The organism is Bradyrhizobium sp. BTAi1 (assembly GCF_000015165.1).
Classification (GTDB): Bacteria; Pseudomonadota; Alphaproteobacteria; order Rhizobiales; family Xanthobacteraceae; genus Bradyrhizobium; species Bradyrhizobium denitrificans.
Map to the genome: position 1 here is coordinate 2,741,046 of NC_009485.1, position 24,917 is coordinate 2,765,962.

Genomic DNA, 24,917 nt, shown 5'->3' on the forward strand with positions numbered 1-24,917 from the left:
GCGCAGCGGCCGTGCGCGATGAGCTCGCCGGTGATCGAGGTCGCTGTCGCCGTCGTACATGACGATCGCGGCCACGTGCTGCTCGCCGAGCGCACGGCGCGGCAGGTCGCGGCGGGGTTCTGGGAACTGCCCGGCGGCAAGATCGACAGCGGCGAAAGCGCATCCGCCGCCGCGGTGCGCGAGCTCGACGAGGAGACCGGCATCCACGCCACCGCGCTCCGCTCGTGGCTTTGCTACGTGCATGCGTTTCCGACCAAGCGGGTGCGCCTGCATATCTTCCGTGTCGAGCGCTGGCGCGGCACGCCGGTCGGCCGGGAAGGTCAGCGCCTCGCCTGGGTCGACCCGGCTGAACCCGGCGTGGCACCGCTGCTGCCGAGCAATGCTCGCGCGATGTTCGCGCTCGGCCTGCCACAGTTGCTGGCCGTGGTCGATCACGACGATCCGGCGCGCGCCGCCGTCGCGGCCATCGCGGCGTGCGATCGCGGCGCCGGCCTGATCGTCATTCGCGCGCCGCGCTGCGCCCCCGACCAGCGGATCGCGCTGGCGCGGAGGATCATCGCGGCGGTCGCGCCTGCCGGGCCGCGCGTACTGCTGCAAGGATCTGCGCTCGAAGCGCAGCGCGCCGGCGCGCATGGCGCGTTCGCCTGTTCCGCCACCCTGCGGCGCAGCCCGGCGCGGCCGTCCGTGCGGCTCTGGGGCGTTGCCTGTGACGATGCCAGCGATCGCGCGCTCGCCGCGCAGCGCGGCGCCGATTTTGCGATCGAAGCGCCGCCGCTCTTGCTCGCGGCAAACAACCGGCAGGCAGGTCTGACGATGCTGCGAGCCGACGGCACGGCCGCGGAGCTGCCGCTGTTCAAGCCCGCCGCGACCGCCGCCCGTGACACATCTCGTTTTCCTGCGACAACGGGAGTCCTGACATGATGACCTCTTCGCTCTGGCTTGCAATGTCCGGGCCTGCGGCCCTGCTCGCTGCCTCTCTCTTACCCGCGATCAAGCCGGATCTATCGCACCAGGCCGTGAACCGGATGGCCGCGGTCGCCTCCGGTGTCGCCGGCGCAGCAGCATTCGCCACCGCAATCGGGGTGGCGACCTTGGGCGCGCTGCATACGCCGGCGCTCGCCATCAGCGGCATCGGCTTCGGCCTCTATCTCGACAGCGTCAGCGCGACGATGTTCTGCCTGGTGTCGTTCATCGGCGCCATCGTGCTGCGCTACAGCTTCACCTACATGGATGGCGATCCCGGCCAGATCCGCTTCATCCGCCTGATGTGCCTGACCTTGGCCGCGGTGCTGACGCTGGCGATCTCCGGCAATCTCCTGCAGTTCACCTTGGCCTGGTCGGCCACCAGCCTGGCGCTGCATCGGCTCCTGGTGTTCTACGCCGAGCGGCCGGCGGCGGTGATCGCGGCGCGCAAGAAGTTCCTCGCCAGCCGGCTTGGCGACCTGTTCCTGGTCGCGGCGATGCTCCTGCTCTACGCGGCGTTCGGCAGCCTCGACTATGAGAGCATGTTCTCGGCCGCCCAGGCGATGCGCGGGCAGGGCGCGATACCGCTCGGCGTCCAGATCGCGGCGGTGCTGATGGTCTTCGCCGGCCTGTTGAAGTCGGCCCAGTTCCCGGTGCATGGCTGGCTGATCGAGGTGATGGAGACGCCGACCCCGGTCTCGGCGCTGCTGCATGCGGGCATCATCAATGCCGGCGGCTTCCTGGTGCTGCGCTTCACTGATGTCATCTCGCTGTCGCTGACCTCGATGGATCTGCTCGCGGTGATCGGCGGCTTCACTGCGCTGTTCGGCTCGGTGGTGATGCTGACGCAGACTTCGATCAAGGTCTCGCTGGCCTGGTCGACGATCGCGCAGATGGGATTCATGATGATGGAATGCGGCCTCGGCGCATTCGCCGCCGCGCTCCTGCACATCGTCGCGCACTCGCTCTACAAGGCGCATGCCTTCCTGTCCTCGGGCAGCGTGATCGACATCGCCCGCGCGTCCTGGACGCCGAGCCCCGGCGGCAAGCCGCACCCGTTTCGGCTGATCTTCTCGATCGCCGGCGTGCTGCTGGTGACCTTGCTGTTCAGCCTGCTGACCGGCGCGACGCCGGCCCGCCAGCCCGGCGTGTTCGCGCTCGGCGCGGTGCTGCTGCTCGGCTTGATCCACCTCGTCGCCAACGGCATCGACGAGCGGCCGAATGCCTATGTCGTCGTGCGCACGCTGGCGCTGGCGGCCGTGGTCGCGGCGGCCTATTTCGGCCTGCAGCTCGTCGCCGAGCAGATGTTCGCCGGCGCGCTGCCGAAGACCGAGGCGCTGCGTGGGCCGCTCGGCATCGCCATCGTCGCGCTGATCGTGCTGTCCTTCGCGACCGTCACCTTCCTGCAGGGCATGGTGCCCAGGCATGCGACGGAGCCGCGCTGGCAGGCGCTGTACGTCCACGTCGCCAACGGCTTCTACGTCAACACGATCACCAACCGTCTCGTGCTGCATTACTGGCCCGGGCCGGCGCCGACATCCGTCCCCGTTCGTCTTCCAATCGTGCTGAGGGAACACCCATGAGCGATGTGATCGACCGTGAGGCGCCGGCCGCCGTCCTGGCCCCGACGCCGCTGCTGCGACACGCCATCGAACGCGCCTGCCGCCGTATCGCGCCGGTCTGGCCGCTCAAGAACTTCGTCGCCGTCAACCCGTTCCTGGGCTTCAGCGACCGCAGCTTCCACGCGACCTGCGCGATGCTGCATCGGGTCGCCCGCATCGATACGCTGATGCCGCGGGCGTTCTACCGCGAGGCCATTCGCAACGGCACGATCGAAACGGCAGATCTCGCGGCGGCGCTTGCCGCCGCGCCTGCGGATTGGCGTCTGCCGACCGAGGCCGCGGAGCTGCTCAAGCTCGCTGACAACGACCGGATCGCGCGCAAGCCTCCGGCGGTGGTCGCGACAGTGGCGGAAGTGCTCAACGAGCTCGCGGCCGGCGATCGCCATGTGGCGCGCACCGCCTTCATGACCGACGAGATCTCGCGCTGGTGCGCCGCCTATTTCGACGAGGGGCAGTCGGTGTGGCGGATGCCGGCGCGCGGGCTGCGCCCTTATGCGGCCTGGCGCGCCTGGGTGCGCTACGACCGCAATCCGGAGATGATGGGGATCGCGCGTTTCCGCGCGCTGGTCGCCGACATGCCCGACGACTACGTCGCCGCCATCGCCACGGTGATCGAACGGCTCGGCATTCCGGCACGTGCAGTCGAGGACTATCTGCATCAGGCGCTGCTCGAGATCGGCGGCTGGGCTGCCTATGCGCGTTACCTGATGTGGAACCACGAGCTCGCCGGCGACCGCGACGATACGCTGGAGCAGCTGCTGGCGATCCGCGTGGTGTGGGGCTACACGCTGTTTGCGCAACGCACGGATACGGCGTTCCGCGAGGCCTGGCGCCGCGCGATGGAGCAGGCGGCACTGCCGCCGCTCGACGATCAGCTCGGCGGCGATCCTGATTTCTGCATCAACATGGTGCTGCAGGAGGCCTATGAGATCGCGTTTCGACGCCGCCTGCTCGATCGTCTCGCTGGGGCGCCTGCAGCACGCACGGCAGGCGCGCGGCCGGCGGTGCAGGCCGCGTTCTGCATCGACGTGCGTTCCGAGGTGTACCGGCGGGCGATGGAGTCGGTCGGCGACGGCGTCGAGACGGTGGGATTTGCCGGCTTCTTCGGCTTCCCGATCGAGTTCGTGCCGATCGGTCACGTCACCGGCCGCGCGCATTGCCCGGTGCTGCTGCGGCCGCAATTCACGGTGTGCGAGGCCGTCGGCGGAACATCGGAGGAGGAGGACTCCGAGATCCTGGTCATGCGCCTGCTGCGCCGCCGCGTCAGGAAGGCCTGGAAGTCGTTCAAGCTGTCGGCGGTGTCGTCGTTCATCTATGTCGAGACGGCGGGGCTGCTGTTCGCCGGCAAGATCCTCAGCGACAGCCTTGCAGTGACCCGCACCGTGCACGATCCGAACACCGACGGGCTGGACGACGATCTCATCGGCCGGCTCGGCCCGCGGATCGAGCCGCGCCCGGTCGGCGGGCGCGCCACCGGCTTCGATCCGGCGCAGCGGGTCGCGATGGCCGAGGCGGTGCTCCGGGCGATGTCGATGACCGGACCGTTCGCGCGCCTGGTGATGTTGACGGGCCATGGCAGCACGACGGTGAACAATCCGCATGCGTCAGGATTGGACTGCGGCGCCTGTGGTGGACACACCGGCGAGGCCAATGCGCGGGTCGCGGCGGCCATCCTCAACGATCCCGACGTTCGCGTCGCGCTGCGCCAGCGCGGCATCGACATTCCGGACGACACCGTGTTCCTCGGTTGCCTGCACGACACCACGACCGACGTGATCAGGCTGTTTGACATCGAGCAACTGCCCGCGTCTCATGCCGACGACCTGCGGCGCCTGCGTGCGCTGCTGGCCAAGGCCACCTCGCTGACGCGGCTCGAGCGCGCGGCGCTGCTCGGCATAGCTCGCGGCGCGGCGACGGAGCAGCAGGTGGTAACGCGAAGCCGCGACTGGGCCCAGGTCAGGCCGGAATGGGGCCTGGCCGGCAATGCCAGCTTCATCGCGGCGCCGCGCGCCCGCACCAGGGGAATCGATCTCGGCGGCCGCAGCTTCCTGCACGATTACGACTGGCAGCAGGACAAGGACTTCGGCACGCTGCAGCTGATCATGACCGCGCCGATGGTGGTGGCGAGCTGGATCAACCTTCAATACTATGGCTCGACGGTCAACAATGCCGCGTTCGGCGCCGGCAACAAGGTGCTGCACAATGTCGTCGGCACGCTCGGTGTGCTCGAGGGTAATGCCGGCGACCTCAAGGTCGGGCTGCCCTGGCAGTCCGTGCATGACGGCAGCCGCTTCGTGCACGAGCCGCTGCGCCTGACGGTGCTGATCGAGGCTCCGCTCGAGGCAATCAACGGCGTGATCGCGAAAAATGACATCGTACGTGAACTCGTCGACCATCATTGGCTGCATCTCTACGCGATCTCGCCGCAAGGCCGCGTCTCGCATGCCTATCGTGGCCATCTGCTGTGGCAGCAGCTTGAGGAGCGGTCAGAATCTTGATCGCCGGAGGGCGATGGGCTAATGCCGCCTGAGAGGGCGCGCGGTAGCCTTCTTTGGCCGAAGCAGTGCGACCGGCATCAGCTCGGTTGATGCTTACGCCATATTGTGCAGCCCGGCGTCGACATAAATCGTGTCGCCGGTCATGCCGGAGGCGCCGCCGCCGACGAGGAATGCGACCACCCGGCCGATCTCGGCGATGTCGACCAGGCGGTGTCCCGGGCTGCGGTTCACGGCGGCCTCGATCAGCTCGTCGAAATGGGCGATGCCGCTGGCGGCGCGGGTCTGCAGCGGCCCGGGGGAGACGGCATAGACGCGGATGTTCTTCTCGCCGAGTTCCGCGGCGAGATAACGTACGGCGGCCTGCAGCGAGGCCTTGGCGAGGCCCATGACGTTGTAGTGGTTCACGACCTTGTCGGCGCCGTAATAGCTCATCGTCAGCAGCGCGCCGCCCGCCGCCATCAGCGGCTCGGCGGCACGCGCGAGCTCCAGGAACGAGTAGACCGAGATCCGCATCGCGCGGGCAAAGCCGTCGGCGGAGCAGTCGATCACGCGGCCGTGCAGGTCGGCTTTCGGCGCGAACGCGATCGAATGCACGACGAAATCGAGCCGGCCCCATTCGCGCTTGATGCGCTCGAACACCGCGTCCAGTTCGCCCGGCTGCTCGACGTTCAACGGCAGCAGCAGGCTGGCGCCGATGCGCTCGGCGAGTGGCGCAACGAAGCTGCGGGTGCGGTCGTCCGCATAGGTGAGCGCCACCTCGGCGCCGAAGGCGCGCAGCTTGGCAGCGCAGCCAAAGGCGATCGAGTTCTCATTGGCCACGCCGAGCACGAGGCCGCGCCGCCCCTTCAGCATGTCGCCGATCCGGTCGTCGGGATTCCAGACGATCGGCAGCGGATCGGGCGAGTGAGCGGTGTCCGGCATCGTGCTCTCCTGTCAGGCCACGTCGCGGACCGCGAGGTTCTCCGTGAGCGGATCGGCCGACACCGCGGCCAGCGCCAGCGGCGGCAGGCCGAGCGCCTCGCGCAGCCGCTGCAGGGTGCGGATCGTATTCGGCTCCATGTCCTCGACGCTGCCTGCGATGAACTCGACCACGTCGATGGCGCGGTTGCGGTCGCCGAAGTCGGGCAGCAGCTCGGCCAGCGTCGCGACAGCCGGGTCGGGCTCGAACTCGACGATGATCGATTGCTCGCGGATCAGCGCAGCGCGGCGCTCGGCGCCGAGCGAGGCAAACGGCTCGTCCTTGGTCAAGACCTTGGCGGAGCGCTCCAGCCGGTCGCGGCGCACCGAGCCGCGGGAGTCCGCGAGCAGGATCAGCATCCGGATGACCGCTTCCTCGAAGCCGCCGCGCGCGATGCCGAGCAGGATCGCCTGCACCTCGGGGAGGAAGCGCAGCTCCTTGGGCTCGCGGTGAACCCGCTGGAAGGCGTGGGTCGAGGCGATCGCATCCATCAGCGGCGAGCTGTAGATCGACAGGAACGTGGCCTCGTAGAGGCTGTCGCGGACGTCGCGGAACACGTCGAACGCCTGCACCACGCTCTTCGCCCAGAACTGCTCGAGCGCCAGGAACGGATTCGATGGTCCTGCCTTCGTCCGCGCCGCGCGGGCCTCATCCGCCGCTTTCCGGATGGCGTGGGTCATGGCGTTGTCGCCGCCGAAGCCACGGCGCATCAGGCGTGCCGGATGCGCGTCGCTGATCAGCTTGGCCATCTCGTCGGTCACCATCGACTGCACCAGCGGACGGGCGGTGAGGTCGTACAGCTCTGCGCCGAGCTCGGACAGGCGCGCGACCGCGGCAAAGCCGCGCTCCTCGCTGCGGTCATTGTCGTCGATCGCCAGGATGTCGGAGATCTTGCGCTCATGGAACGACACGTGGAAGCGCGCGGCGATGCCTTCGCCGATCTGCTCGTCGATCGTCATCTCATAGAGACCGGGCGCCAGCGCCTCGATCGTCTTCATCGTCGAGGCGACCTCGGTGTGCTCCTTCTTCGCGATCGAGGACGACACGAAGATGCCGAGATGGCCGACCTTGTCATGCACCATGTAGATGATGCGCTGGCCGCGGATGCGGATCTCGTGCTCGTCGGCATAGGTGTCGACGATCCAGTTCAGCGCCTGCTGCGGCGGCGTGATGTTGTCGCCCCAGCTCGCGAATACGATGATCGGCGAGCGGATCGCCTTGAGATCGAGCTGACGGCCGCGCTCGATGCGCGCCTCGCCGCGCGACAACCGGTTGCCGATGAACAGCTGCTCGACGATCCAGCGGATTTCCTGCTCGTTCATGAAATGGAAGCCGCCCCACCAGCGCTCGAATTCGAGGAAGCTCGCGCGGCCCTTCTCCGGATCGGCATAGAGGTCGAAATACTTTCCGAAATAGTTGCGGCCGGGATTGAGCATCTCGAAGTTGGAGACGAGGTGCACGCCGTCGAATTCGCCGCCGCCGAGATCGGACAGCACCAGCGCCGGCAGAATGCCGCCGAGCAGGCCGCCATTATAGCGCATCGGGTTCTCGCCGAGCCGTCCCGACCAAGAGGCGACCGGCGCGCCGTTGACGACCAGCGGTCCGGTGATGTCGGGATTCGCCGCCGCCAGGATCAGGGTCGCCCAGCCGCCCTGGCAATTGCCGACGATGATCGGCTTCGGCGCCTCGGGATGGCGGCGATGGACCTCGGCGATGAACGCCGCCTCGGCGCGCATGACGTCGGCGAGCGTCTGGGTGGGCTCCGGATGCGGCCTAAACACGACAAAATAGACGGGATGCCCGTCATGCAGGGCGACACCGACCTGGCTGTCCTGCTTGAAGCCGCCGATCCCGGCGCCGTGGCCGGCGCGAGGATCGATGATGACATAGGGACGCTTCCAGTCATAGGTGACCACGCCGGCCGGCGGCAGGATCTTCAGGAGCATGTAGTTGACCGGACGGACGAGGTTGCGGCCATCGAGCGCGACCTCATGGTCGTAGATCAGCACCGGCGGCGTCCCCGCGGCCTCGTGCCGGGCATCGTTGTCGGCGCGCTCGCGCAGCACGTCCAGTGTCAGGACCATGCGCTGGCCGGCGTCGATCCAATAGTCACGCGCCTGGTCGAAAATATGGCCTTGCGTGGCGCTGCTGAACGACCGCGCCAGACCGGCACCCTCGCTGATCAGATCCTGCGCCCGCTTGCCATGCTCGCGGGCGAACTTGTCAAGATGCCGGCTGAGGCTCTGCGAGACGCGTTGCGTCTGAGTCGTGGTGATGCCGGCTGCGCCGAAGCTGCGGGCGAGGGCGGTCGCGGGGCTGTAGGGGGAAGACATTGGCGGTCCCTTCGGTCAGTCTGTCAGGCGCGTGGAGTCCGCGGCGCTGTGAATCAGGCCCAGGATCTCGGCGGTGTGCTCGGCGATCATGCGATCTTCGTCGGTCGGAATGACGAGCACGGCGACGCGAGAGTCCGGCAGGCTCACGGTCTGTGCGTTGCGCGCATTGGCGTCCCGGTCGAGACCGACGCCGAGCCAGCCCATGTCGCCGAGGATCTGCTCGCGCACGCGAAAGGCATGCTCGCCGATGCCGCCGGCGAACACGATGGCATCGACGCCGCCGATGGTCGCGGCGAGCCCCGCGATCTCGCGGCGCACGCGCGCGACGAAATAGTCGATCGCCTCGCGCGCTGCCGGCGCGTGGGATGCCTCGAGCTCGCGCATGTCGTTGGAGAGGCCCGAGAGGCCCTTCAGCCCGGAGTCGTGATACAGGAGATGCGTGATCTCGTCGGGGCTCATGCCCTTTTCGGTCAGGAGATAGAGCACGACGCCGGGATCGAGCTGGCCGCAGCGGGTGCCCATCGGCAGGCCGTCGAGCGCAGTGAAGCCCATGGTGGAGGCGACCGAGCGGCCGTCGCGCAGCGCGCAGACCGAGGCGCCATTGCCGAGATGCGCGATGATGACGCGCCCCGATGCCAGCATTGGCGCCACGCTGCGCAGCCGGCGCGAGACATATTCGTAGGACAGGCCGTGAAAGCCGTAGCGGCGCACGCCCTCGTCATAGAGCCGCCGCGGCAGTCCGAACGTGTCGGCGATGAACGGGTGCTGGCGGTGGAACGCGGTGTCGAAGCAGGCCACCTGCGCCGCGTCCGGAAACGCATGCAGCGCCGCGGCGATCCCGGCGAGATTATGCGGCTGGTGCAGCGGCGCCAGCGGCACAAACTTGCGCAGGCGCAGCAACGTGCCGTCGTCGATCACCACCGGCTCGGCATGATCCGGCCCGCCATGCACCACGCGGTGGCCGACAGCCACGACATGGCAGCCGTCCTCATGCCGGCGCAGCCAATCGACGGCGAGCTCCAACGCAGAGCGGTGATCGACCGTGCCCTTGGACGCATCGATCGGTTGTCGCTCGGCGGGACCGTCGGCCGGACCGGCCGTGAACGTCGTGTCGTCGCCGATGTCGTCGATATGTCCCCTGGCCAACGGGCGCAGCCCGGCAGTTGCGATCTCATAGGCCGCGAATTTGATCGAGGACGAACCGGCATTGATGGTCAGAATGGCGTCGGTCATCCTCTACTCCGCCGCCGCCTTCGCCTGCGCCGAGCCGGCAAAGGCGCGGCCCTCGCGCCGCCAGTGATTGTAGAGCTGCGCGAGGGCGCAGGAGGCGAGCCGGGCTCGGTCGTTGTCCGCTCGGCTGGTCAGCATGACCGGCACGCGCGCGCCGATCACGAGCCCGGCGGCCTCGGCGCGGGCGATGAAGGTCAGCTCTTTCGCCAGCATGTTGCCGGCCTCGAGGTTCGGTACGATCAGCACGTTGGCATGGCCGGCGACCAGCGAGGCGATGCCCTTGGTCTTCGCAGCTTCCATGTCGATGGCATTGTCCATCGCCAGCGGACCGTCGACGATACCGCCCTTGATCTGGCCGCGCTCGGCCATCTTCGACAGTACGGCGGCGTCGAGCGTGGAGTGAATGTTCGGGTTGATGGTCTCGACCGCGGACAGCACGCCGACGCGCGGCCGGTCGAGTCCGCAGGCGCGCGCCAGATCGATGGCGTTCTGCACGATGTCGACCTTCGCCATCAGGTCGGGCGCGATGTTGATGGCGGCATCGGAAATGAACAGGATCTCGTCCAGCGTTGGCACGTCGAGCGCGAAGACATGGCTGATCCGGCCATTGGTGCGCAGCCCGCCATCCTTCTTCACCACCGCCGCCAGCAGCTCGTCGGAATGGATCGCCCCCTTCATCACCGCATGGGCGTCGCCGGCCAGCACCATCGCCACGGCGCGCGCGGCGGCGGCACGGTGGTCAGTCTCCGGCACCAGCGCCCAGCCGCTGATGTCGGCCTCGATCTCGCGCGCCGCGGCCGAGATGCGATCGGGATCGCCGATTAGCACCGGGTGGATCAGGCCACGTTCGGTTGAGAGCAGGGCGCCGCCGAGCGAGTTGCGGTCTTCAGGACAGACGATGACGGTCTTGAGCGGCGGCAGCTGCGCAGCGAGATCGACCAGCTTGGCGAAATGATCGGCATGATCGACGATCAGCGCCGGCAGCTCGCGCACCGGCGTCTCGATCGACACTGTCGGCGCATCGATCTCGGCAAGCCCCGCGCAGACGAGATCGCCGGCCTGGTCGGTGATCTCGGCGCGAAACAACGCGACCGGCGCCTCGCGCTTCTCGCAGCAGGTCACGGTGATGCGCAGGCGGTCGCCGACATGCACACGTTTCTTGAACTCAAGCGATTGCGAGCGATACAGCGTGCCCGGACCGGGCATGACGTTGCCAAGTACGGCCGAGATCAACGATCCGACCCACATCGATGGCGCAATGACCTCTTTCGAACCATGGTTGGCGCTACCATCCGGCAGCATCATCGGATTGGTGTTGCCGGAGACATGGGCGAACAGGATCAGGTCCTGTACTGCGCATGTCCGTTCGATCGCGGCTTTGTCGCCGACCTCCAGCTCCGCCCAGCTCTTGTTGCGTATGGTCTGGGTCATTTCGCGCTCCGTTGCCGAAAGTTTCATCGTATTGCTGCGCCTGCTGATCGACGGAGCGCAAGCGTAGTGCCACATGTTTATTATACGATCTGACCGTGACGACTTATTGACCCGTTCATTTGTTATCCGCTCACACTGTTGCGAGCGCATGTCATCCACGCTTCAAATCTTCGTTCCACTATGGGGCTCCAAGTGGAACGGTATGGGGAGCGACATGGCCGAAATCACAGTCAATCAGGCGGTCGGCGACGAACGGCCAATTCAGCCGGCCGGACGGCCGAACCTCGACAAGGGCTTCAACCCGCTGACGATGATCCTCTTCTTCGGCGTCCTCGCCGCAGGATTGCTGTTCGTCGCCTACAGCATCTATGCCGATGTCGACGCCACCGGCGTGAAGGTGACGACATATCTGCCTTACCTGCTGCTGTTCGTCGCGCTGCTGATCGCGCTCGGGTTCGAGTTCGTCAACGGCTTCCATGACACCGCCAATGCGGTGGCCACCGTGATCTACACGCATTCGCTGCCGGCCGAGTTCGCCGTGATGTGGTCCGGCTTCTTCAATTTCCTCGGCGTGCTGCTGTCGAGCGGCGCGGTCGCGTTCGGCATCGTCTCGCTGCTGCCCGTCGAGCTGATCCTGCAGGTGGGATCGAGCGCCGGCTTCGCGATGGTGTTCGCGCTGTTGATTGCCGCCATCGTGTGGAATCTCGGGACCTGGTATTTCGGCCTGCCGGCCTCGTCTTCGCATACGCTGATCGGGTCGATCATCGGCGTCGGCGTGGCGAATGCTCTCCTTCGCGGCCGCGATGGCACGTCCGGCGTCGACTGGAGCAAGGCGACCGAGATCGGTTACGCGCTGCTGCTGTCGCCGCTGGTCGGGTTCATCTGCGCCGCTGCGCTGCTCTATTTGCTCAAATTTCTCGTTCGCAACCCCGCGCTCTACGCCGCTCCGGAAGGCCCGAAGCCGCCGCCGATCTGGATCCGCGGTTTGCTGATCCTGACATGCACCGGCGTCTCCTTTGCCCATGGCTCGAATGACGGCCAGAAGGGCATGGGCCTGATCATGCTGATCCTGATCGGCACGGTGCCGACCGCCTATGCGCTGAACCGCACGCTCCCCGAGGCGCAGATCGCGAAATTCCAGGAGACCTCGCAAGCCGCCTCCAAGGTGATCGCGGCGAAGGCCGCCGGCCACAACGTGATCGGCGATCCACGTCCCGCGGTCACGCTCTACGTCGCGCAGCGCAAGATCAACGAGGGCACCTATCCGTCCCTCGCCATGCTGGTGAAGGACGTCGGCAACCAGGTGCGGACCTACGGCTCGCTCAACAAGGTACCCGCGGAAGCCGTCGGCAATACCCGTAATGACATGTATCTGACCTCGGAGGCGATCCGCTTCCTGATGAAGGACAAGGAGAACGACCTCAACAAGGAGGAGATCGCTACGCTGAACGCGTACAAGGCCTCGCTCGACGGCGCCACCAAGTTCATTCCGAACTGGGTCAAGATCGCGGTGGCGATCGCGCTCGGCCTGGGCACCATGATCGGCTGGAAGCGCATCGTGGTCACGGTCGGCGAGAAGATCGGCAAGTCGCATCTGACCTATGCGCAGGGCGCCTCCGCCGAGCTGGTCGCCGCCGCCACGATCGGCGCGGCCGATGTGTTCGGCCTGCCGGTGTCGACCACTCACGTGCTGTCGTCTGGCGTCGCCGGCACGATGGCGGCCAACGGCTCCGGCCTGCAGATGGCAACCGTGCGCAACCTGCTGATGGCCTGGGTGCTGACCTTGCCCGCGGCGATCCTGTTGTCGGGCTCGCTCTACGTCATCTTCAGCCGGATCTTCTGACGCAGATGGGGCGGCCCTCGCAGCGGTGACGGCGCCGCCCCTGGAGGGGCTGGTGTGGGCCTTCCGCTTCACCGCGGACGGCACACCCCAGCCGCTTGTGCATGACGAGCCGTTCCATCTCGATCAGTACGGATGGTACTGGCTGCATTTCAATCTGGCCGATGCGCGCGCCGCGCAATGGCAAGAACGAGAAAAGACCATGCGCAAATGGAGAGTCTGCTGGTCAGCGGGCACCTTGCATGCGGCAGGTGGGACACGACGTTTGCGGAAGACGGTCAGCGCGCCCGAGCCGCAGATCGACGAGATCGGTGGGCTCTCTGGCTCTCATGCGCGCCGCATGTCTGTCGCCTTTTTCAGTCGGTCGATGAGCCAACGCCCTGCGGGCCCTGGGGGCGTATCTGTTCGATAGACCGCGGACATCTTGATGTGAGTATCCGATTCTGCCTGTTCGAGCGTCAGCGGCACCAGCTCGCCGTTTTGGAGATCATCCTCAACCACATGATAGGGCATGCCGCCCCATCCAAGTGCTGCCCGCAGGAACGCATGCTTCGCCCCGAGATCCGACAAACGCCAGGTCTTTGACGAATAGACACGCAGATCCTTGCCATCGGTCAGACGCGATCGATCGGTCAGGACGAGCTGAACGTGCTCGCTGAGCACATCCGGAGGAATGGCGCCGGGATGGGTGGCCAAAGGATGCCGTGGAGAGGCGACCATAAGGTAGCGAAGGCCGAGCAGGGCTTCATCGCGAAGTTCGGGATGGTTGGTCAGCAGAGGGCCTCGGATGCCGAACGAGCACCGCCGTTCGAGGACTGGCTCGATGACCCCTCCCATGCTCTCGACAGAAACTCGCAACGATGTGGTCGGAAACTCCTGCTGAAAGGCGCTCACCGCCTCCGTCAGGACAGCGGTTGGAAATAGCACATTGGACGCAACGCTCAGCTCGGGCTCAAGTCCACCAGCTAGGTCCTGTACCCAAACCCCTTGCGGGTGACGGGGCGGAGTGATTCAAGGCTTCCCAAAAGAGGAGGTCCCGATGGCTCGCTTCGACCTTTCAGACACGGAGTGGACAATCATCGCGCCGCTGTTGCCTGGAGCGGAGGGCAAGAAGAACGGCCGGCCGCGGCCGGATGACCGCAAGGTGCTCAACGGCATCTTCTTCGTCTTGCGCACTGGCACGCCGTGGCGCGATCTGCCTGAGCGCTATGGCCCTTACACAACAGCCTACAATCGCTTTAATCGATGGGCCAAGAAGGGCATCTGGCTGCAGATATTTGAGGCCTTGGCAGCGAAGTCTCCACAGTCATTGCAGTTAATCGACTCCTCGATCATCCGCGCTCACCAGCACGCCGCCGGTGGTAAAAAGGGGGCCCGGATAACGCCATCGGCCGTTCTCGTGGAGGACTGAGCACCAAGATAAACGCCATCGTCGATCAGGCCGGCATGCCGGTCCATATTGTGCTGTCGCAGGGCCAGTCCTCGGACAAGACCGTGGCGCCGCCCCTCATCGAAGCGGTCGAGCCGGGGCGCGATCTGGTCGCCGACCGCGGTTACGATGCCCGAGCCCTCATCGATCTGGTCGAAAGCCGTGGCGGGCGCGCTCACATCCCAACCTGCCGCGACCGCAAGGTTCAGCGTTCGGTCGATCCTGCTCTCTATCGACAGCGCAATCTGATCGAACGCTTCTTCAACAAGTTGAAGCATTTCCGCCGCATCGCGACCCGCTACGATAAGAGCGCTCGCAATTTCCTCTCCGCCGTCTTGCTCGCCTCAACCCGCCTCTGGATGCGGTTTGAGTCCACGACCTAGTCCGCGCGCGCGCGCCTTCAGCTTGGCCAGATCCTCCGCGACCGCGCGGGCGTCCGCAAGGAGAGCCCGGCCCGCTGCGGTGAGGACGGGATAGCGCGCGCTGCGATCGAACAGCTGAATGCCGAGCTGGGTTTCGAGATTGGCGAGGTTCTGGCTGACGACTGACTGAGCACGCCCGAGCTTGCGTCCGGCAGCAGAGAAGCTGCCGGTCTCAGCGGCGGTCACGAACGTCGTCAGTTGGTCGAGGGAGATTCCATCGAGCACGATATATCGTCCAAACAGATAAATAACATCGGTTTATATTGGCTTTTCAGATCGATGGCAAGTTCTCATGGTCGGGCGGCTTGGCGGAGCGTCCGCCAAATGGAGGAACCATGAAGCTTCTTCACATCGATTCGAGCATCGCCGGCGTAGGGTCCGTGACGCGGGAGTTGTCGGCCGAGATCGTCGCCTTGCTGAAGGGAGCCGACAAATCTTGGAACGTGATCTACCGCGACCTTGTGGCCGAACCGTTATCGCATCTGACGGGAGGCTATCTGGCCGCGCTGCAGGGTGCGCCGGCCGATCAGGCAGTGCAGGCCGACGTCGGCGCGGGTCTGGCGGTCATGGAAGATTTTCTAGCAGCCGATGTCATCGTGATCGGCGCGCCAATGTACAATTTCGGCGTTCCGTCGCAGCTCAAGGCCTGGATCGATCGGCTGGCAGTCCCGGGCAAGACATTCAGCTACGGAGAACATGGCCCGGTCGGGCTCTGCAAGGGCAAGAAGGTCATCGTCGCCTCGGCGCGGGGCGGCATCTTCAGCGCAGGGTCTCCCCTTGCTGCGCTCGATCATCAGGAGAACTACCTGCTGAGCTTCTTCGGCTTTCTCGGCATCGCCGAGATCTCGTTCGTGCGAGCTGAAGGTGTCGCTCTGGGGCCGGTTGTACGCGCCAAGGCCATTGCTGCCGCCAAGGAGCACGCCGCCAAGCTCGCGGCTTGAGAACCTTCGCATCAGTCGATCGAAAGGACCGAGATGGCCGTGCTCTTCTCTTCCATCGTCGCCGCGCAGGAGCGAGGCTCCAGCCGATCCTCCTTTTCAGCTCAGGCCCTGGATCTCGCTCCGTTGGGAGATCTGAAGTCTTCGGTGCTGGTCTGTGACGATTTCAGGGTGAGCGGACGGCCGTTTCCGCTGCACCCTCACGCTGGATTTGTGGCCGCGACTTATGTCTTCCCCGATTCGGCGGGTCGTTTGCGCAGCAGGGACTCGCTCGGCAACGATATCGTGGTCGGCGCGGGAGGTCTGGTCTGGACTCATGCTGGAAGCGGCATAGTGCATCACGAGACTCCCGCCGATACAGGCGAACTGCACGGCCTGCAGCTGTTCGTCAATCTGACGTCGCCGAACAAGTCGAGTGCGCCCAAGACGATGACGCTGTCGGGCAGCGAAGTGCCCGAGTGGACGAATGCCGCCGGAGATCGCGTCCGTGTGGTGGTCGGATGTTACGAGCATCTGACGTCGCCGATGGTGCCCATCGAGCCGTTCACGCTTCTCGACGTGGAGCTCCGACGACATCTTACGTTCGATCATCCGCAGGGTCACGTGACACTCATCTATGTCGCAACTGGCGATCTTGCCGTCAGCAGCGAAGGTGGCGCGCGGCATTTGGCCCAGCGGCAGGCGATTGCCATGCATGGCGATGGTGCGCGCTTAAGCTTTGCAGCTGATGAGCTGGCTCACCTCGTCGTGATGTCCGCCCCTGAGATCCGTGAGCCGGTCCTCATCGATGGGCCGTTCATCATGAGTAGCGCAGAGCAGATCGCCGCGGCACGGGTGCGCTACAGGAGCGGGGGCATGGGCCAGCTTCCGCCGTCGTGACGGCGGGACCACTGTAAATCGCCAACGAGAGAAGCAAATTCTCCTCTTCAGAGACTAAGCCGTGCGGGGACCCCGCGCCGTCGTAACAGGGAGTTTTTCCAGATGTATGCAGTAACCGGGGCGACCGGGCACTTGGGACGCAAAGTTGTCGCACGCCTGCGTGAGTTCGTCCCGTCGTCCGAGATCGTCGCCGTCGTTCGTGATGCGCGCAAGGCGGCCGATCTTGGCGTTGGCATCCGGACAGCCGACTACGCCGACCCCCGCGCTCTGGAAGGCGCCCTCGCGGGCATTGAAAGACTTCTTCTAATCTCGTCGAGCTCATTCGGCACTCGCCAGGCTGAGCATGCCAATGTGATTGCTGCCGCAAAGACGGCGGGTGTTGGACATCTTGTCTATACCAGCCTGCTCCATGCCGACCGATGGGAACCTAGCTTCGCCAAGGATCATACCGAGACGGAGAAGTGGATTGCGGAATCTGGGCTCGTTCACACGATCCTGCGCAATGGTTGGTACTGGGAGAACCACACCACAAATCTGAACGTGGCGCTCGGGTACGGTCAGTTGATCGGAAGCGCCGGCACGGCATTAATCTCCTGGGCGTCGCGAAAGGATTTCGCGGACGCAGCTGTCACGGTCCTGACCGGAAAGGGTCATGAAGGCAAAGTCTACGAATTGGCCGGCGACACAGCTCACACCCTGGGAGATATCGCCGCAGAGGCCGCAAGCCAAAGCGGACAGCCTCTGGTCTATCGAAATCTGACCCAGGCCGAGCACGCCAGCTTCTACGAGAGCGTCGGATTGCCGCCTCCGGTGGCTGCCATGCTCGCTGAGGTGGAGGCGAAGGGCGTCGCCGCCGGTGTCCTGCACGACGACAGCCGAACGCTCTCGCGCCTGATCGGACGGCCGACATTGTCGTTGCAGCAGGCTGTGATCGAGGCCTTCGGAAGCTGAGCTGCAGCGCCTGGCAATATTCGGCCGCATCGCCGCCACGTCGACGCTCGATCTGCGGCTGCGCGACGATCCGACATGCCGCGGGCCGTGCTCTACCTTAAAGATATTCCAGCATCGGCCCCGTCGAATTCGTTTGATGCAGGGAGGACGATCGGCAAGATACGGATCTCGTTGCCGCGCGCGATAGATGTCGCCGCTACCGCTGCTTTTGCCCGATGGGTCATTGGGACTCGATGTCATGGTACGCCGGAGCGTGGTGAAGCTCACGCGCTCATCAGGGGACCGCTCGCATTGTATTTGGCTCTTTCCGGCTCGATTGTATTTGAGCGAAGTCGAGATCGAAGCAGCGAGATGTGGTTGCGACAGCGGCAGCGAGGAGTGGCTGTCGGGTGCAGGTCGCGACGTTGGAAGGTGGTGGTGAAGCATGGTGAGTGCGCGAGCGACCCGGGTATGGCTGCAGATTCATACGTGGACTTCGCTGATCAGCATGGTCTTTCTGCTCATGCTTTGCCTGACCGGGCTGCCGCTGATCTTCCATCATGAGATCGACGAATTGCTGGAACACCCGATCGCGGCGCCGCCGATGCCGGCGGATACGCCCGTGTTGTCTCTCGACCGCTTGATCGAATCGGCGCGCAATCAATTGCCCAGCCAGCATGCGCTTTTTGTCACGCTCAAGGAGGCGGAGCCGCTGGTCACGGTCGCGATGTCAGCCACCGCGATTCCCGTTCCTGGCCAGTTTCATCGCATCACCGTCGATGCACGCACGGGCGTCGTGCTGGGCGAAGAACCGCCGCACCAGGGCGTGATGGATATCATCCTGCAGATCCATCGCGACATGTTCGCCGGGCTGCCGGGCGAGTTGTTCCTCGGCTTGATGGGGCTCGTGTTCGTCGCCTCCATCGTGTCGGGGATTGTCGTGTATTGGCCCTTCATGCGTCGTCTTGAGTTTGGCACGATCCGCAACCGCTCGTCGCGCGTCAAATGGCTCGACATGCACAATCTGCTCGGCATCGTCACCGTTAGCTGGGCGCTCGCGGTCGGGCTGACCGGAACGATCAATACGCTTGCCGTGCCGCTGTCAGATCTGTGGCGAGCGCAGACCATGCCGGCGCTGCTCGCTCCTTATCAGGGTAAGCCGATCGCCGCGTCGGCTGCGGTCGATGCCGCCGTGACGGCGGTCCGTCAGGCGTTTCCGGATCGGCGGGTCAGTTCCGTGACGATGCCCACGACGGCGCGTTTCGGCAGTCCGCAGCATCTGATCGTCTGGACCAAGGGCAAGACGGCGCTCACGGCGCGCATGTTCCAGCCTGTCATGGTCGACGCGCAGGATCCGACCAAGCTGACGGCGCCGCCGGTCGCCTGGTATCTTTACGCGCTGCAGCTGTCGCGTCCGCTGCATTTCGGTGATTACGGCGGCCTGCCGCTGAAGATCATCTGGGCTCTGCTCGATATCATCACCATCATCGTGCTGAGTAGCGGCCTGTATCTGTGGATCGCCAAACGATGGGGCAGCAGGAAGAAGTCTGCTGTCGTTGTTGGTTCGACAGCCCCGGTCGTGGTTTCGCCATGAAAGGTCCGATCAGCAGTGCGATCGCGTCGGATCGTGACGAGCGGCGCTCGGCGTGGCAGGTCTTCCGGGCGCCGCTGATGATCGGCCTTGTCAGCGCGGCCGGGTTGGCATTCGGGCTGTTCGGTGACGGTCTCTGGGACAGCCTGTGTTGGCTGGGCCTGTCAGTCCCGATTCTGCTGTCGTTGATCCATGGTGTGCCGTGGAAGCGGAGCGCCAAGCAGGCCTGACGCGCGCGGGAGACGGCGACGTTCGGAGGTCACGCGCGACTGTGAACCACTCCGAAGGCTTCAAATATGAGGTCTGGTTGACATCGGAGCCGATGCCGCTGTGGCGGGATCGTGGTCGTGTCGTTGCCGTTTGTAAAAAGGCGCGCAAACTGACCAAATGCTGTTAGTTAAAGTCGGACAACGCGGTGCGTTGGCCTCGACGAAACGTAGGAGATGTTGCGCTTCTTTAGAAAGCTTCAACGAAAATCGGGCGCCGAATTTCTGCTGCGCTGGCAAAAACTTGATGCCTGGATCTTGTCAAACCTGTCGTTCGTTAGATGGGTTCTATGATCGGCGACGCCATCCCCGAATACCCGTGTGTTAGGAGCGCCAAGGACCAGTGTGGAACTTGGTAGTACGGGGTGTCAAAATGGCTTGTCGCGATACGGGCGCAAATGCCCGACGTTTGATCTTGTTGGCTGCTGTAAGCACAATTGCGTTGACGTTAGATCCGGGCGGAGTACGGCCGCTCTTTGCTCAAACCCAATTGCCGGACGTGACGGTGGATGCGCCCAAGCAGAAGCCGCGACAATCTGTCCAGCGCGCGCAAGCATCGCCGAGCCGGGCCGTCCAGCGCCGCGCCGAGACCCGTAATCGCCCGCCGCCGACGACGGCTCCGGTCCCTTATGTCACCCCCTCGACCGGAACGATCGGCGCGCCGCCGGCGCCTTATGCCGGCGGGCAGGTGGCGAGCGGAGGCGGACTTGGGCTGCTCGGCAATCGCGGGGTGATGAACACGCCGTTCAATCAGACGAGCTTCACCGCGCAGTTGATGCAGAACCAGCAGGCGCGCACGATCCGCGACGTCCTGATCAACGATCCGTCGGTGCGGGTGACCCAGGCGGCCGGTGGCGGGGCCGACGGTCTCTTCATCCGCGGCTTCTTCTACGACAGCGGCGACTATGCGCTGAACGGCCTCGCTGGCATCGCGCCCTATTATTCGACAGGGGCGAACTTCATCGAACGCGTCGAGCTGTTGAAGGGGCCGAGCGCGCTTCTCAACGGTATGACGGTGGGCGGAACCGGCGCGTCCAGCGGCGGCGCGGTCGGCGGCAGCGTCAACCTGATCACCAAGCACGCGCCCGATGTCGATATCACGCAGCTGACGGGAACCTATGCCTCCAAGTCGCAATTCGGCGAGCAGATCGACGTCAGCCGCCGTTATGGCGAGCACAAGGAGTGGGGCGTCAGGCTGAACAGCTCCTATTCGAACGGCAACACGCCCTGGAACCGGCAGACTGACGAGCTGGGCAACGTGGCGCTTGGGCTCGACTACCGCGGCGAGAACGCGCGTCTGGCTGTCGACATCGGATACCAGGCCGACAATCTGAAGCCACCGCTTCGCTTCTTTGGCGTTGGTGCCGTCACCCAGATCCCAGACCCGCCAAAGGCCGGGCTGAATTTCCAGGTGCCATGGGCGTATTACGCGCCGACCGATTTCTTCACCACCGTGAAGGGCGAAGTCGATCTCAGCGATCGCATCACGGCCTACGCCTCGTTCGGGTACCACGACAGCAATATCAACTATTCCTATCCGTCGCCGACCCTCAACTCCAACGCCGGCGCCTTATCGGCGGTCCCAGGGCAGGGCAAGGAGACCTACGAGACATTTGCTGGCGAAGCCGGCGTTCGGGTCAAGGTCGATACCGGACCGGTCAACCACGCCATCAATGTTGGCTATTCGATTGTTGACCGCACCTATAATCAGCGCGTCCTCTGGCCGGTCAGCAGGCCGGGCGCGGCGACAGCCGCGGCGGCGGGGGCGATCTCGACCAGCTGGAATCTCTACACTGAGCCGGTAAACGCACCTGCGCCAAATTACAATTACGTGCGTCTCAACCAGATGACCGGGGTCGATCTGTGGAGCGTCGGCGTATCTGACACCATGTCGCTGTTCAACGACCGTCTTCAGTTCGTCGTAGGCGCTCGGCGTCAGACGGCAGGCACGGAGGTGACGGATTATGTGGCGGCGGCAAACAGCAGGCCCTTCAAGGATGCGTCGGTCTGGACGCCGGCCTATGCCGTGATCGTCAAGCCGGTCGATCGCGTCTCGCTTTATGCCAATTACGTCGAGGGATTGCAGACACCGGTCATCGTTCCCGGAACGTTTGCCAACGGCGGAACTGTATTCCCGCCGACGTCGACCAAGCAGACCGAGACCGGCATCAAGGTCGACTTCGGTCGCATTACGACGACCGCCAGTCTGTTTGACATCAGCCAACGTAACGCCATCACGGTCGTCAGCGGGAGCAGCTCGACGCAACAACTCGATGGCATGCAGCGAAATCGGGGCGCAGAGTTCAACATATTTGGCGAGATCACGCCGGAGTTCCGCGTGCTGGGCGGCGTGACCTATATCCACGCGGTTCAGGAGAAGACGACCAACGGGACCTATGACGGAAAGCGCGCCATCGGTGTTCCGCAACTGGCGGTGAATCTCGGGGCCGAATGGGATACGCCGTTCGTGCGCGACCTGACTTTGACGGGGCGGGTGATCTACACAAGTGCGCAATACGTCAATCAGGCGAATACGTTGTCGCTGCCGGACTGGACCCGGGTCGATCTGGGCGCCCGCTATACGTTCACCTCGCCGTGGAACGGCAAGCCGATCGTGGTGCGGGCCAGCGTCGAGAACGTATTCAACAAGGCCTATTGGGCGTCTGCCTATAGCGGCGTGATCACGCTGGGGGCACCACGGACATATCTCGTCTCCACGACCTTCAACTTCTGAGGGATCGATCCGGCGAAAGAGCAATGATCCGCCGCGCGCCGGATGCGCGGCGGGGTCTTGCTTGTTGGGCATCATGCGAACTGAGTTTTTGTGGCGTGATGTCAAGTCGTGAACGATGCGGCTCGGCTGCGCCGACGTGAATTCAGCTTGATGTTGGTCTCTCGCGATTGCGGCCCGCTGGCGCCCCCTGACTGATGCGCAGGGCGGCCGGACAAGCCGAACGTCGGCCTGCAACCTTCATCCAAGCGGAGTTCGTCATCGGCGTTCGCCGAGGAGAGGCGGTCGCATGATCATCGGTGAACGTCGTGATGGCTCATGCCGGCGGCCCACGGGCCTGTCTCGGCGGGCACGCACGGCGGGTTTGGGAATGGAAGATGGGTAAGCCGGAGCTGCCTGAGAAGATTATAGATTTATTGCTTGCAAGCGATTACGCACAGCTCGTCGGCCGTACTCCGTCGGAGCGGCTCGACTACATCGTCGACATTGCATCGCTTCACACGCGTGATGAGCTGTCGCGCCGATTCGAGCTTGCTCGGGTCCATGTTCGACAGGTCGAGAGGTGGCTTGGGTTCCATGGTCGACGACTGCGTCTGCCGCATGAGAGCATCGATGTCGTGATGTGCGGCTTGGAGTTTCGAAAGCGCCGCATCCGCGGGTCACGGGTTGCGTCGAAGCGGCGTCGGACCGCTGTCAAGGCGTTTCCGAAGAAGGCTGATTGAAGAGGCGTTGGCCTCCGTATCTGCTGCGGCGAGGTGTCGCGATGATCTGTCACAGGGCTAAGGCCGCGCCGGCGCTCGCGTGGCTCCTCATACGAGGTTGGCCGCGATGTCCGGAGCGGAGCTTGCCACGCCGAACCGAGATTATGCGGTCGTGACTTTGGAGTGGTTTTGGTGGGCCGGCGACCAGGAACGAATGCGCGACCAGGCTTGTTGAGAGGGCATGACAGGCAGAGACACGCGCGACCTGCGCTCCGGCGCCTACTACCCCGTCAGCAAGGACGGTCTGCCGCAGCTGCAACAGGTCAAGGACGACACGGCGCCCCGCCAACGGGAGCAGTGGGGTGCCGATGTGCGCGCCGAACCGCTTCCGGGCACCGAGCCGGTGCTGCCGGAAGGGCTCACGCGCGAGCGGCGCGATCCGCTCAATCGCAACACCGGCCGCCGCGGCACCGACTGATGCCGCGGCCACCGCAGCGGCTTACTTGGCCGCGATCACCATGATCTCGACCGTGTATTGCGGCGCCGCGAGCTTGGCCTCGACGGTGGCGCGCGCCGGGGTGTTGCCGGCCGACACCCAGCCATCCCAGACCGCGTTCATCTCGCCGAACGTCTTGATGTCGGTGAGGTAGATGGTCGCGGACAGCAATTTCGACTTGTCGGTGCCGGCCTTGGCGAGATGACCGTCGATGATCGAGAGGATCTCCTCGGTCTGTTTGGTGACGCTCTCGCCGGCCGTCTTCTGCGCCACGACACCCGCGAGATAGACGGTATTGCCGTGAACGACCACCTGGCTCATGCGCGGGCCGGTTTCAAAACGCTGGATCGACATCGAGAGAACTCCTGGAAGGATCAATTCGGGGGCCTCTCCCTAGCGCGTGCGGCGCGGCAGCGCCAGTCGGCTGAACGGCCGGAATCGCCGGCCTTGTTCGGTTCGGCGGCGCGCGCGACCTTGCGTTGCCGGAGCCGGCGCGGCACACGGAGCGCGGCAGTCCTGACGGTGCGGCCTTGTCGCGCTGCGAAGCAGATCTTGCTCACGGGGCAGGCAAGGCAAGGGCGTTTTCCGCGCTTGCACCGATATTTGAGACATGAAACATTCTCCGCGAGGTTCCTTGATGGATTGGCGGAGGGGCGTGATGCGGAAACAGGTGATGCTGGCGGTGCTGGCAAGTATGGCGCTGGCGACGAGTGCGGGGCCGACATTTGCTCAACAGACGATCCGCGTCGGCTGGACCATTCCGGCGGAGGAATCGAAGTATTGGATGATGAAGCGTCCCACCGAGTTTCCCGACCTCGGCAAGACCTACACCATCGAGTGGACCCAGTTCCAGGGAACGGCACCGATGACCCAGGCGCTGGCTGCCGGTGCGCTCGACTGCGCGACACAGGCGCCGCTGTCGCTGTCGAATGGTGTGGTCGGTGGCGGCCTCAAGGCCTACATCGTCGCCCAGCATGTCTACGAGAAGCCGGGCGGCTTCTCGGTGTATTGGGCGGTCAAGGATGATTCGCCGATCAAGACCATCGCCGACCTCAAAGGTAAGACGGTCGGCATCTCCGTGATCGGCGGCGGCACGCAGGGGCCGTTCAATCTGCTGTTGAAGCAGGCCGGGCTCGATCCCGCCAAGGACATCAAGCTGGTCGAGGTCGGCTTCGCCGTGGCCGAGGATGCGCTGCGCCAGGGCCGTGTCGATGCGGTCAACATGAACCAGCCGTTCGCGGCGCGCGCCGAGGCCAAGGGCGGCACGCGGAAGCTGTTCCAGCTCTCGGAGGCGATGCCGAACATCGTCCATATCCTCGAAGCCTGCCGCGCCGATTTTGTCGACAAGAATCCGGATCTCGTGAAGGCCTATGTCCGCGACATCACCGCAGGCATGAAGAAGGCGCTCGCCAATCGCGACGAGACCTTGAAGGTCGTCTCCGAAGTGATGAAGGTGCCGGTGCCGGTGATCGAGACCTACCTCCTGAAGGACAATGATTTCGGCCGTGATCCCGTGGCCGCGCCGAACTTCCCGGCGATCCAGAAGATGCTCGACATCTACGCCGAGACCGGCATGCTGCCGAAACTCGACGTCGCCCAGTTCAAGCATCCCACGATCGTCGCGCCGATCCAGTAAGGAGCGAGCGCTTTGGGCGGAGG

Annotated in this window: 21 protein-coding genes; 14 read left to right on the forward strand and 7 right to left on the reverse strand. The window is 64.9% G+C overall.

Going from position 1 to position 24,917, the window contains the following annotated elements; all coding sequences use genetic code 11:
* The first annotated feature begins 18 nt into the window (after window positions 1-18).
* From BBTA_RS12335 to BBTA_RS12345, 3 genes are read left to right on the forward strand one after another with little or no spacing between them, the layout of a single operon-like run.
* Window positions 19-921: an NUDIX domain-containing protein gene (locus tag BBTA_RS12335; RefSeq protein WP_041750593.1), complete on the forward strand. Its 903-nt coding sequence runs from the start codon at window positions 19-21 to the stop codon at window positions 919-921.
* Window positions 918-2,546 (forward strand): NADH-quinone oxidoreductase subunit L, encoded by a 1,629-nt coding sequence (locus BBTA_RS12340; RefSeq protein WP_012042819.1) that lies wholly within the window; start codon window positions 918-920, stop codon window positions 2,544-2,546. The genes BBTA_RS12335 and BBTA_RS12340 overlap by 4 nt, the downstream gene beginning before the upstream one ends.
* Entirely contained in the window at window positions 2,543-5,083 is a 2,541-nt protein-coding gene (locus BBTA_RS12345; protein ID WP_041750594.1) for a YbcC family protein, read from the forward strand. Before BBTA_RS12340 ends, BBTA_RS12345 begins: the two co-directional genes overlap by 4 nt.
* A 93-nt stretch (window positions 5,084-5,176) precedes the next feature.
* Here the strand turns inward: BBTA_RS12345 and fabI are convergent, their stop codons facing one another.
* The 4 genes from fabI to BBTA_RS12365 are packed head-to-tail and all read right to left on the reverse strand — an operon-like array spanning window position 5,177 to window position 11,035.
* Window positions 5,177-6,004 (reverse strand): enoyl-ACP reductase FabI, encoded by an 828-nt coding sequence (gene fabI / locus BBTA_RS12350; RefSeq protein ID WP_012042821.1) that lies wholly within the window; start codon window positions 6,002-6,004, stop codon window positions 5,177-5,179.
* Window positions 6,005-6,016: 12 nt separating this feature from the next.
* Window positions 6,017-8,374: a DUF3141 domain-containing protein gene (locus BBTA_RS12355; RefSeq protein WP_012042822.1), complete on the reverse strand. Its 2,358-nt coding sequence runs from the start codon at window positions 8,372-8,374 to the stop codon at window positions 6,017-6,019.
* 15 nt (window positions 8,375-8,389) lie between these two features.
* Window positions 8,390-9,607, reverse strand: a complete 1,218-nt coding sequence (locus BBTA_RS12360) for an acetate/propionate family kinase (protein ID WP_012042823.1) — start codon at window positions 9,605-9,607, stop codon at window positions 8,390-8,392.
* Window positions 9,608-9,610: 3 nt separating this feature from the next.
* Complete coding sequence (locus BBTA_RS12365; RefSeq protein WP_012042824.1) at window positions 9,611-11,035, reverse strand: bifunctional enoyl-CoA hydratase/phosphate acetyltransferase; 1,425 nt, start codon at window positions 11,033-11,035, stop codon at window positions 9,611-9,613.
* Between the two features lie 214 nt (window positions 11,036-11,249).
* Here BBTA_RS12365 and BBTA_RS12370 point away from each other — a divergent pair, with 214 nt between their 5' ends.
* Window positions 11,250-12,878, forward strand: coding sequence for an inorganic phosphate transporter (locus BBTA_RS12370; protein WP_012042825.1), 1,629 nt, complete (start codon window positions 11,250-11,252; stop codon window positions 12,876-12,878).
* Window positions 12,879-13,202: 324 nt separating this feature from the next.
* Here the strand turns inward: BBTA_RS12370 and BBTA_RS12375 are convergent, their stop codons facing one another.
* Window positions 13,203-13,886: a substrate-binding domain-containing protein gene (locus BBTA_RS12375; protein ID WP_083780643.1), complete on the reverse strand. Its 684-nt coding sequence runs from the start codon at window positions 13,884-13,886 to the stop codon at window positions 13,203-13,205.
* Window positions 13,887-13,914: 28 nt separating this feature from the next.
* Between BBTA_RS12375 and BBTA_RS38840 the strand changes: the two genes are divergently transcribed.
* Window positions 13,915-14,687 (forward strand): IS5 family transposase gene (locus BBTA_RS38840; protein WP_148221378.1). Its coding sequence is split into 2 segments (ribosomal slippage): window positions 13,915-14,248 and window positions 14,248-14,687, totalling 774 coding nucleotides; the frame shifts between segments, so codons are not numbered across the junction.
* Here BBTA_RS38840 and BBTA_RS12390 read toward each other — a convergent pair.
* Window positions 14,649-14,951, reverse strand: coding sequence for a LysR family transcriptional regulator (locus BBTA_RS12390; RefSeq protein WP_012042828.1), 303 nt, complete (start codon window positions 14,949-14,951; stop codon window positions 14,649-14,651). The two genes, BBTA_RS38840 and BBTA_RS12390, sit on opposite strands and share 39 nt — an antisense overlap.
* A 110-nt stretch (window positions 14,952-15,061) precedes the next feature.
* On the opposite strand from BBTA_RS12390, the gene BBTA_RS12395 reads away from it, so the two are divergent.
* From BBTA_RS12395 to BBTA_RS12430, 8 genes are all read left to right on the forward strand, one after another.
* Window positions 15,062-15,667 (forward strand): FMN-dependent NADH-azoreductase, encoded by a 606-nt coding sequence (locus BBTA_RS12395; RefSeq protein ID WP_012042829.1) that lies wholly within the window; start codon window positions 15,062-15,064, stop codon window positions 15,665-15,667.
* A gap of 33 nt (window positions 15,668-15,700) precedes the next feature.
* The gene (locus BBTA_RS12400) at window positions 15,701-16,543 is read left to right on the forward strand and encodes a pirin family protein (RefSeq protein WP_012042830.1); all 843 of its coding nucleotides are present in this window, start codon (window positions 15,701-15,703) and stop codon (window positions 16,541-16,543) included.
* A gap of 102 nt (window positions 16,544-16,645) precedes the next feature.
* Window positions 16,646-17,494, forward strand: coding sequence for an SDR family oxidoreductase (locus BBTA_RS12405; protein ID WP_012042831.1), 849 nt, complete (start codon window positions 16,646-16,648; stop codon window positions 17,492-17,494).
* A 424-nt stretch (window positions 17,495-17,918) separates the two neighbouring features.
* A complete protein-coding gene (locus BBTA_RS12410) occupies window positions 17,919-19,067 on the forward strand; it encodes a PepSY domain-containing protein (protein ID WP_012042832.1) in 1,149 nt (382 codons plus the stop codon).
* Window positions 19,064-19,294 carry a hypothetical protein gene (locus tag BBTA_RS12415; protein WP_049795350.1) on the forward strand — a complete coding sequence of 77 codons (231 nt, stop codon included), beginning with the start codon at window positions 19,064-19,066 and terminating at the stop codon, window positions 19,292-19,294. Before BBTA_RS12410 ends, BBTA_RS12415 begins: the two co-directional genes overlap by 4 nt.
* 409 nt (window positions 19,295-19,703) lie before the next feature.
* A complete protein-coding gene (locus BBTA_RS12420; RefSeq protein WP_041750595.1) occupies window positions 19,704-22,064 on the forward strand; it encodes a TonB-dependent siderophore receptor in 2,361 nt (786 codons plus the stop codon).
* 374 nt (window positions 22,065-22,438) lie between these two features.
* Entirely contained in the window at window positions 22,439-22,783 is a 345-nt protein-coding gene (locus tag BBTA_RS12425) for a hypothetical protein (protein WP_012042835.1), read from the forward strand.
* Window positions 22,784-23,003: 220 nt separating this feature from the next.
* Window positions 23,004-23,240: a hypothetical protein gene (locus BBTA_RS12430; protein ID WP_012042836.1), complete on the forward strand. Its 237-nt coding sequence runs from the start codon at window positions 23,004-23,006 to the stop codon at window positions 23,238-23,240.
* A 21-nt stretch (window positions 23,241-23,261) separates the two neighbouring features.
* On the opposite strand, the gene BBTA_RS12435 is transcribed toward BBTA_RS12430, so the two are convergent.
* Window positions 23,262-23,612: a RidA family protein gene (locus tag BBTA_RS12435; protein ID WP_012042837.1), complete on the reverse strand. Its 351-nt coding sequence runs from the start codon at window positions 23,610-23,612 to the stop codon at window positions 23,262-23,264.
* A 304-nt stretch (window positions 23,613-23,916) separates the two neighbouring features.
* Between BBTA_RS12435 and BBTA_RS12440 the strand changes: the two genes are divergently transcribed.
* Entirely contained in the window at window positions 23,917-24,894 is a 978-nt protein-coding gene (locus BBTA_RS12440) for an ABC transporter substrate-binding protein (RefSeq protein ID WP_041750596.1), read from the forward strand.
* Window positions 24,895-24,917 lie beyond the last annotated feature (23 nt).

Bases quoted from the DNA above. Each gene is read 5' to 3' on its own strand.
- BBTA_RS12405 (WP_012042831.1), top strand. From the start codon at position 16,646: ATGTATGCAGTAACCGGGGCGACCGGGCACTTGGGACGCAAAGTTGTC.
- BBTA_RS12435 (WP_012042837.1), bottom strand. From the start codon at position 23,612: ATGTCGATCCAGCGTTTTGAAACCGGCCCGCGCATGAGCCAGGTGGTC.
- BBTA_RS12410 (WP_012042832.1), top strand. From the start codon at position 17,919: ATGGTGAGTGCGCGAGCGACCCGGGTATGGCTGCAGATTCATACGTGG.
- BBTA_RS12425 (WP_012042835.1), top strand. From the start codon at position 22,439: ATGGGTAAGCCGGAGCTGCCTGAGAAGATTATAGATTTATTGCTTGCA.
- BBTA_RS12400 (WP_012042830.1), top strand. From the start codon at position 15,701: ATGGCCGTGCTCTTCTCTTCCATCGTCGCCGCGCAGGAGCGAGGCTCC.
- BBTA_RS12335 (WP_041750593.1), top strand. From the start codon at position 19: ATGAGCTCGCCGGTGATCGAGGTCGCTGTCGCCGTCGTACATGACGAT.
- BBTA_RS12340 (WP_012042819.1), top strand. From the start codon at position 918: ATGATGACCTCTTCGCTCTGGCTTGCAATGTCCGGGCCTGCGGCCCTG.
- BBTA_RS12370 (WP_012042825.1), top strand. From the start codon at position 11,250: ATGGCCGAAATCACAGTCAATCAGGCGGTCGGCGACGAACGGCCAATT.
- BBTA_RS12430 (WP_012042836.1), top strand. From the start codon at position 23,004: ATGACAGGCAGAGACACGCGCGACCTGCGCTCCGGCGCCTACTACCCC.
- BBTA_RS12420 (WP_041750595.1), top strand. From the start codon at position 19,704: ATGGCTTGTCGCGATACGGGCGCAAATGCCCGACGTTTGATCTTGTTG.
- fabI (WP_012042821.1), bottom strand. From the start codon at position 6,004: ATGCCGGACACCGCTCACTCGCCCGATCCGCTGCCGATCGTCTGGAAT.
- BBTA_RS12360 (WP_012042823.1), bottom strand. From the start codon at position 9,607: ATGACCGACGCCATTCTGACCATCAATGCCGGTTCGTCCTCGATCAAA.
- BBTA_RS12365 (WP_012042824.1), bottom strand. From the start codon at position 11,035: ATGACCCAGACCATACGCAACAAGAGCTGGGCGGAGCTGGAGGTCGGC.
- BBTA_RS12415 (WP_049795350.1), top strand. From the start codon at position 19,064: ATGAAAGGTCCGATCAGCAGTGCGATCGCGTCGGATCGTGACGAGCGG.
- BBTA_RS12395 (WP_012042829.1), top strand. From the start codon at position 15,062: ATGAAGCTTCTTCACATCGATTCGAGCATCGCCGGCGTAGGGTCCGTG.
- BBTA_RS12440 (WP_041750596.1), top strand. From the start codon at position 23,917: ATGCGGAAACAGGTGATGCTGGCGGTGCTGGCAAGTATGGCGCTGGCG.
- BBTA_RS12345 (WP_041750594.1), top strand. From the start codon at position 2,543: ATGAGCGATGTGATCGACCGTGAGGCGCCGGCCGCCGTCCTGGCCCCG.
- BBTA_RS12355 (WP_012042822.1), bottom strand. From the start codon at position 8,374: ATGTCTTCCCCCTACAGCCCCGCGACCGCCCTCGCCCGCAGCTTCGGC.